This is a genomic window from Streptomyces sp. NPDC018019 (genome assembly GCF_044327805.1).
Taxonomy (GTDB): domain Bacteria; phylum Actinomycetota; class Actinomycetes; order Streptomycetales; family Streptomycetaceae; genus Streptomyces.
Genome location: NZ_JBIRGD010000065.1, coordinates 1 through 7,081, shown reverse-complemented (window position 1 = coordinate 7,081; position 7,081 = coordinate 1). Strand labels below are relative to the sequence as shown.

At 67.9% G+C, this 7,081-nt stretch carries 7 protein-coding genes and 1 pseudogene; 5 read left to right on the top strand and 3 right to left on the bottom strand.

Going from position 1 to position 7,081, the window contains the following annotated elements; all coding sequences use genetic code 11:
- Positions 1-154: 154 nt before the first annotated feature.
- The 3 genes and pseudogenes from ACH4FX_RS42975 to ACH4FX_RS42965 all read right to left on the bottom strand — a co-directional run.
- Positions 155-762, bottom strand: a pseudogene (locus ACH4FX_RS42975) (transposase family protein); the annotation flags it as partial.
- A gap of 411 nt (positions 763-1,173) precedes the next feature.
- Positions 1,174-1,941 carry a hypothetical protein gene (locus tag ACH4FX_RS42970; RefSeq protein ID WP_398487342.1) on the bottom strand — a complete coding sequence of 256 codons (768 nt, stop codon included), beginning with the start codon at positions 1,939-1,941 and terminating at the stop codon, positions 1,174-1,176.
- Positions 1,935-2,828 (bottom strand): tyrosine-type recombinase/integrase, encoded by an 894-nt coding sequence (locus ACH4FX_RS42965; RefSeq protein WP_398487341.1) that lies wholly within the window; start codon positions 2,826-2,828, stop codon positions 1,935-1,937. The genes ACH4FX_RS42970 and ACH4FX_RS42965 overlap by 7 nt, the downstream gene beginning before the upstream one ends.
- Before the next feature lie 151 nt (positions 2,829-2,979).
- On the opposite strand from ACH4FX_RS42965, the gene ACH4FX_RS42960 reads away from it, so the two are divergent.
- The 5 genes from ACH4FX_RS42960 to ACH4FX_RS42940 all read left to right on the top strand — a co-directional run bounded on the left by ACH4FX_RS42960 (position 2,980) and on the right by ACH4FX_RS42940 (position 6,637).
- Positions 2,980-3,453, top strand: coding sequence for a hypothetical protein (locus ACH4FX_RS42960; protein WP_398487340.1), 474 nt, complete (start codon positions 2,980-2,982; stop codon positions 3,451-3,453).
- A 208-nt stretch (positions 3,454-3,661) separates the two neighbouring features.
- Positions 3,662-4,102, top strand: a complete 441-nt coding sequence (locus ACH4FX_RS42955; protein WP_398487339.1) for a hypothetical protein — start codon at positions 3,662-3,664, stop codon at positions 4,100-4,102.
- Between the two features lie 303 nt (positions 4,103-4,405).
- Entirely contained in the window at positions 4,406-4,543 is a 138-nt protein-coding gene (locus tag ACH4FX_RS42950) for a hypothetical protein (protein WP_398487338.1), read from the top strand.
- 91 nt (positions 4,544-4,634) lie between these two features.
- The gene (locus ACH4FX_RS42945) at positions 4,635-5,078 is read left to right on the top strand and encodes an NUDIX domain-containing protein (protein WP_398487337.1); all 444 of its coding nucleotides are present in this window, start codon (positions 4,635-4,637) and stop codon (positions 5,076-5,078) included.
- Between the two features lie 605 nt (positions 5,079-5,683).
- Positions 5,684-6,637: a ribosome-inactivating family protein gene (locus ACH4FX_RS42940; RefSeq protein ID WP_398487336.1), complete on the top strand. Its 954-nt coding sequence runs from the start codon at positions 5,684-5,686 to the stop codon at positions 6,635-6,637.
- Positions 6,638-7,081: the final 444 nt, after the last annotated feature.

The window sequence follows — 7,081 nt, the reverse complement described above, 5'->3', positions numbered from 1 at the left end:
GGCGACCGCAAACAGCCTCCTCGCCCCGGGAACACCACCAAGACACACCGTCCGATCCTGACCACCCATGAAACACGCCGGAGGCGAAACCGACCAGGGCACTCCGCAGAGATGGGCATCTCGCGGCCGACGGCCCATAAGGGCTTGCAGAGAATCAACATGCTGGTTTGGTCCTCGTTGAGCCGTTGACTGCTGCGAGGAACGCGGCCGCGTCCGCGGGTGTGCGGAACCGGGCTGTTGAGGGCGGAATCGTGAGGCCGCGCTTGACCAGGAGTGGTTGGACTTGGTGAACGGACCGGGTGAGGGTGCTGCCGTTGACGCCGAAGAGTTCGGCCAGCAGGTCTCGGGGGCCGAGTTTGCGCAGGTAGAGCAGGTAGTCAGGACTTGGTCGGCCGCGGTCAGCTTGTCCTTGGCGCCGGCTCCGCGAGCCCTGCGTCGATCGGATCCGCGTTGTCGAAGCCGTTCACGCTCACGCAACTCGTCCAGAGCCGACGGCAGTTCGCCGACGAGGTAGTCCAGCTCCTCCTCGGGCATCCCGGTCAGCTCCGGGCCGCGCAGTGATGCGGCCTTCGGTGACAGGGGCGCCTTTGCCGGGCGGGCAGTCGGGGCTGTGCTGTCCACGCCCGGAGTGCCGGGGTGGAGGGTGTAGTTCCAGTCGCCGTGGAAGCGGTGCCGGGTCATGGCGAGGGCGTCGATCTGGGCGTCGGTGACGGTGATGCCGGTGTCGTAAGTGCAGGTGTCGAGTTCGGCCTCGACGCTCAGCTGGGCGGAGCCGACTTCGCACGCGGCACCAGCACCCTCGCAGACCTGCGCAGGCAGCTCGTCGCCCACCGCACCGCACGCCCTGTCGCTGGCTCCCTTGATCCCACTGCAGCGGGTTCCCCGATGCGGGCTCGTTCTGCGCTACCCGCCACGGACCACTGGCTCTTCTCGCTACGGTCCTGTCCGCCTGGTTCCAGGAGCGGGTTGCGCAGTCAGTGTGACCCGGTCATGGCTCGGGGCGGGACGGTCCACAACGAGACAGTGGCCACAGACCCGTCTCAGCCGTCCCGCACACCGTTTGGGAGAGGCGTCAGGCCCCCTGGCCCTCCAGTTGGGACGCTCCGCAGCCGACGTCCCCGCCGTGCAGACCACAGTCTTGTGGCCTTGGGGCGCAGCGCCGTCCAGGGTGGCTCAGCTCGCGCGCCATGTGACGGCGTCGAACGTGGTGCGGTGGTCGCTGCCGATGCCGTCGGCGCCGAGCGCAGTGAGCCTGAGCCGGGCGATATTCCCAGCGCTTGTCCGTACGCATAACACCGTGTTCTTACTGAGTTGCTGCTTGGCAGCTCCCGCGGCATTGACCGTGAGCAAGCATTCCTCGTACCCCGGCAGACTGGTCGCAGGGCCTGACCAGCGAGAGATCACGGTGCCGTTCCAGCCTTCGATCTCGTTCTCGGGCAGCATGTACACATCGCCCTCGTTGCCATAGCCGACAGCAACAGGCTGTCCGGCGTCCAGGTCCTTGGGGTCGGTGTCGAGCAGCAGCGAGCCGCGCCAGAGTTCGCTTCCCGCGGGCGACGAACTGTGAGCCGGCCTGGGTATCTTGCTCTGCTCCGACGGCGAGGCGGAGGCGGGTACCGATTCAGGTGTCGTGGCAGGTGCCGACGAAGTCGGCACGGTGATCGGGGCACCGTCGGCCTCGTCGCCACGGGAGGAACCGAGGAGAGGCACCACAGCAGCGATCAGGGCGGCGAGGACAGTCGCCCCGGCAGTGATCCAGGCTGCCTGCTGATGTGTGCTGAACCAGCCTCCGACCGCGCTACCGGCCTGTCTGCCGTCCGGTGTTGGCTGGTGCGCCGACGCGGGAGGCGGCGATGCAGACGGCTGTGCACCGCCCGCGTGGTTGTCGCCCTGGCCGGGTGTGTTTGCATCAGGTCGATCGTCGGCCACCGTGCTCAGCACCCCCACTGCTGCCGCCGGTCCAGGCATTGTGCAGAGGCTAACAGCCCGTGTGGGTCCTCCCGGCAGATCGGCGGCCGGAAGTCATCCGGACCGCCGCGTGCGGGCTGTGCCGAACACCACCGCCACGATGCATCCAATTGCTCGGCCATGGATGAGGCCGCGTCATAGGCGGGGCTGCCTTCCAGCGCGCTGCGGCGTTGGGTGTACCGCTGTGTTGTGCGCGGGTCCTTGTGGTCGGCCCAGTGCTGGATCTTCTCCGGGCGGGCGCCGGGCCGGTCGTACGCGTGGGTGATCATGGAGTGCTTCAGGGAGTGGGGGCCGATCTTCTTCTGCGGCAGGCCGGCCCGCTTTGCGGTGGCCCGGATCGCGCGCCACTGTGACGCCTGGTCGAGCCGCCTGCCGGTACTGGTGCAGAAGATGAAACCCTCGGTGCGGCCCCCGACGAGAACCTGGATGGCGTGCCAGACGAACGGCGGCGCCGCCTTGGTGACCCAGGTGCCGCCCTTGATCTGTACCTCCAGGATGTGGTGGCCCTTGTCGTAGCCCAGCTTTTCGATCCGCGCGCCGAGTGCGGCATCGATCCGCAGACACAGGTGGTACAGGACCAGGATCAGGACGTACAGCCGGAACGCCGTACGGCGGCACGGATGATCGTTACGGGCGATGCGGGCCGGCGTGACGTACTCGGCTTCGGTCAGGTCCTCGGTACGGGTGAGCAGCGGGTCCATGGCCGGGTACGGCACCCCGTCGAAGGGATTGCCGTCCATCGTCTCTTTGGGCAGGACCCGGGTCTGCAGCACGAACTTGAAGAATGCGGAGTTGGCGGAGAGCACATTGTGCCGGGTGGCAGCGTCGCGCGGTGGTCCCTCCCGGAACGCGCCGGCCACCGCGCCAGACGAGGGCCCCCGAGCGCATCGACCGGGCCCTGGAACTGTGCCGGGCGAATGGCAACATCAACACCGTCATGCTCTACTTCATCATCGGCGCCCCGGCGAACGCCGGGCAGACCGCCTCGCCATCGCCGACTACCCCCTGGACGTGCGCCAGCGGCTCGGCGCCGCGGACACCAACGTGATCATCAAGCTCCACCAGTTCATGCCCAAGCCGGGCACGCCGACCCAGCGCCTGGCGATGACGGACCCGGACACGGCCCACGCCTACGGCAACCAGATCCGCGACCGCGTCCGCGCCCTGGTCGGCGAGGCGGACTTCGCAGCGCACCACCGGGTGGAGCAGTTCGCCACCAGCCGCATGCACCTGGAAGCGGTCTGCTCACGCGGCGACCGCCGCATCGGCCACGTACTGGAAGACCTCTATGACGCCGGCACTGACCTGACCCAGGTGACTAAGGACCAGCTCGTCGAGGCGCTGGCCAGGCACAGCCTGGGCTACGACCGACGCCTGCGGCACATGGACGACCCTGTCCTGCTCTGGCATGTGCTCAACCACGTCAACCGCACCGCCGGGCAACAGCTCGCCACCGCCCTGGCCGCCCGGGAGAGCGCCCGGTGACCGACGACGGGCTCTGGCTGCGCCCCGGCAAGCACGCCCTGCCAGCGGTGACCGACCCTGCCGAGCACGCCGCCTACATCCGGGCCCGCCATCCGCACGCCACGCTCACCGGCCTCGCCGACGCCCTCCTCCTCTACCGGCGCACCGTCCTGCAAGACACACAGGCCCGCACGGTCATCACGGTCGGAACCGCCGCCTTCCTGCAGACGTGCCTGGACGCCGGGACATCGTGGTGTGCACCCAAGCCCTGCGCGACGAAGGACTCTCCCGCCACTACCTCGCCCCCGCCCGCTACGCACGGCCCGCGCTCAGCAGCCGCCTGCACCACGACCTCCGCGCCCTCGGCCTGCCGGCACACACCGGCGCGGCCTGGAGCGCCGATGCGCCCTACCGGGAGACCGCGCAGGAGATCGCCCAGGGCTGCACCGAGGGCATCCTCGTCGCGGACATGGAAGCCGCCGCCGTCTTCGCCGTCGCCGAGCGCCGCGGCGCTGCCGCAGCAGCCGTCTTCGTTTCGCCACCGAGCTGGAAGACGACCCCTCGCTGGCCTACGTGCAGCCGCGCATCGCCGACCCCGACACCGGCATCACCCTGCGCCGCTGGGTACCGCGCCTGCGCGCCGCCGATGCGACGCGCCCGGGCACCGTGACCGTCATGGCCGAAGGCTTCCTCATGGTGCGCCGCTCCGCGTTCGACCTGGCCGGGCAGTGGCCCGGCGCGTTCTACCTGTTCATGAAGGGGTGGACCTCGCCTGGCGGCTGTGGCAGCACGGCTACACGGGCCTTTACCGGTCCGAAATCGTCGTCCACCCCCCCCAGCGACCCACCCGGCTCGCCACGCCCAGTTCTACCGGCCCACCGCCCGCAACCGCATCTGGCTCGCCCGCCGCACCCTCCCCGCCCTGCTGATCCCCGCCAACCTCGCCACCTGGGCCGCCCTGAGGGTATGGCGCGTGCGTGGCCGAGACGCCTGGCAGGCCACGCTCGCCGACCTCAAGGAGGGCCTGCACACCCACCCCGGCACCCGCTCGCCCATAAGCTGGCGCACCGTGGCCCGGCTGACCCGCGCCGGCCGTCCGCCGATCTTCTGACCAGCACCAAGTAGTTCCCGGGGCCGAACACCGACCACGTCAGGCAGACTTCAGTACGGCCCAGTACACGGACAAACTGAAGGGCCTTCGCGTGTCGGAACTCAGGCGCTCCTCCGTCGTCTTCGCCGGACTGGTCATCGAAGACGAGGAAGCCCGCGTGCTGTTCATGCGGCGTGCGAACACCGGATTCGCCGACGGGCTGTGGTCACTGCCCGGCGGCCGAGTCGAGCACGGTGAGCTGGTAAACCAGGCCGGAGTACGCGAGGCATGGGAAGAAGTCGGCCTCCACGTACAGCTTGAGGACCTGCACACAGCCCATGTACTGAACACGATCAGCGACGACGGCACGCCCGTCATCGGCTGGTACCTCCACACCACACAGTGGAAGGGCACCCCGGAGAACCGGGAGCCGCACCTGTGCTCCGAGCTGGCGTGGTTTCCACCGGATGCGATGGATCCCCAGACGGAGCATACGGACCTCACCGCGGTGCGAGCCTGGAAGCAGGGCACTGCAACGGGCTGGCACGCACGCTGACCCACGAGAGACGTATCGGCACCCGCATCCATGCCATGCCGGGCAGTTCCTCGGGGTTTGCCTGCGCCAGGTCGTCGGGATTCCCCCCCGCTCGCCTGCTGAACGGCACGGAGTATCCGGTACGCCTTCCGGAAGTCGTCGCCGAATACCTCCGCCTGGATATGCGGCTCCGTTCCGCCGAGGTCGGCGATGTGCGGTTCGGTGTTGAGAGCGAACGATTTTTTCGCGGGTGTGCCCTTGTCTCCCGCGCGGTGCCCGGCCCACAAGCAGCGGCCCGCACAGGGTAGCCACACAACCAACTGCGGTGCCCCGCACCGCGCTGGACGGTCGAGCACGCGGGGCCACTGGGCCCGGCCGTAGCGCCGCACGGGCAGTCTTCCTCCGTACGCCGCGGGCTGCACGACTGGACGCAGCCGGAGCCGGAGCGGTGCCTGGGTGCCGACGTTAGATCAGCGTTAGGTCCGCACGGCAGGGTGAGGGCACCGACGGGCAAGGAGGCAACTCCGGCATGCGCCTGCATCGCCGGCTGACGCCTTGCCGACACATTCCCGCGGGGCCCCGCTGGGGCTCTGCGCTCAAACGTAGGAAGAACTCCCGTGCATCCAGTGTCCATCGTGCGCCGCGTCGGCAGACGCCTTGGCGTGCTGCTTCTTGCCCTGCTCGCCACATGCGGGCTGCTGAACGCCAACTCGACACCGGCCCACGCAGACACGGGAAATTCCCGCTGGACCGTCATACCCTGGTATGTCTCTGACTTGGACGGTGAGATGAGAACGCCGGAAGGGGCGACGAGGTACAGTGATTTCATCACTTCCCTCCGCACCTGGGCCGGGCACCAGATCAACAACCGGAATGTGGACAGGCGTCTATGGGAAACCGAGACCATACAGAACCACTTCATCGAGGTTCAGGTCTTGACCGGCCCTAACCAGGACCAGATGCACTTGACGCTGTACTTCCGGACGAACGATCTTTACCTCGTCGGCTTCGGCGCCAACAGCCATAGGTGGCAATTCGGCGACGCTGGTGGCGATCGGAGCGCACTGGCCCGGGCATGGCGTGACCAGTACAACCAAGCCGGCCACTTCAACGATCTCGGCTACGACGAGAATTACAACAGCCTGGACCCGAACCGTGAACGCGGCGACATGGTCTATACGCCATGGTACCTGCACAATCAATTGATGTCGTTCCAGGGCATTACCCGGCAGACTGCGAACAGCTACCGCCTGCGCCTGGCCTACATCGCCCAGGCCACCGCCGAGGCCGCCCGCACTCCATGGATCTTCAACCGTATCCACGAGACAATCCGAGACGGGGAATCCAGCGGGGATGATAGCGGTCGCCGCTACGCCTACGTCGGCTCCTTCGGTATGGCTTTGGAAAACCAGTGGTCGAACCTGTCCCGCCTCATCTACCGGGTCATGCGCGGGCAGCGCGTTGATCCGGTCGACGTTGACGGACGCCGGTACCGCAATATCGATGACATCGTCCTGGGAGACCCCACGAGGCCGCAGATCGGCGCCCTCCTCGCGAATTCCGCCCAGATGAACCGGTGAGCCCAGCAGGCAAGACCACGGTGACGCGCCGCAGTCTTGCCGAGGGTGCCGGCGCACCGCGGCGCCACATGCCTGCCAGATGCGTGGGCAGCCCAGCAGACAGTCCGTAACGCGTTGAGGCGCTTGCATCTCGGAAGTACGGGTGAAGCAAGCCACTGCCCCTGCGAGCGCGGGGGTGGGCCCGCGGTCGTACCCGGCTCTCCTTGAGGCTCGGCTCCCCGCAGGTGCGGGGCTGTGCGACAACAAAGCTCCACCAGCCAAGCTGGTGGAGCTTTGCCACGTCGCCTTGGGGCGAGCGGAAGGGCGGCCGGGCACCGCTTCCCTCTGCGCGCTATCACGCACCAACTCGTTAGACAGCGTTTCCTTTGGTGCTGGTGAGTCGTTGAGCCGTTCATGGTGGGCTTGGTGGAACGGCTGGTACCCGATGAGTTGTGGGAGTTGTTC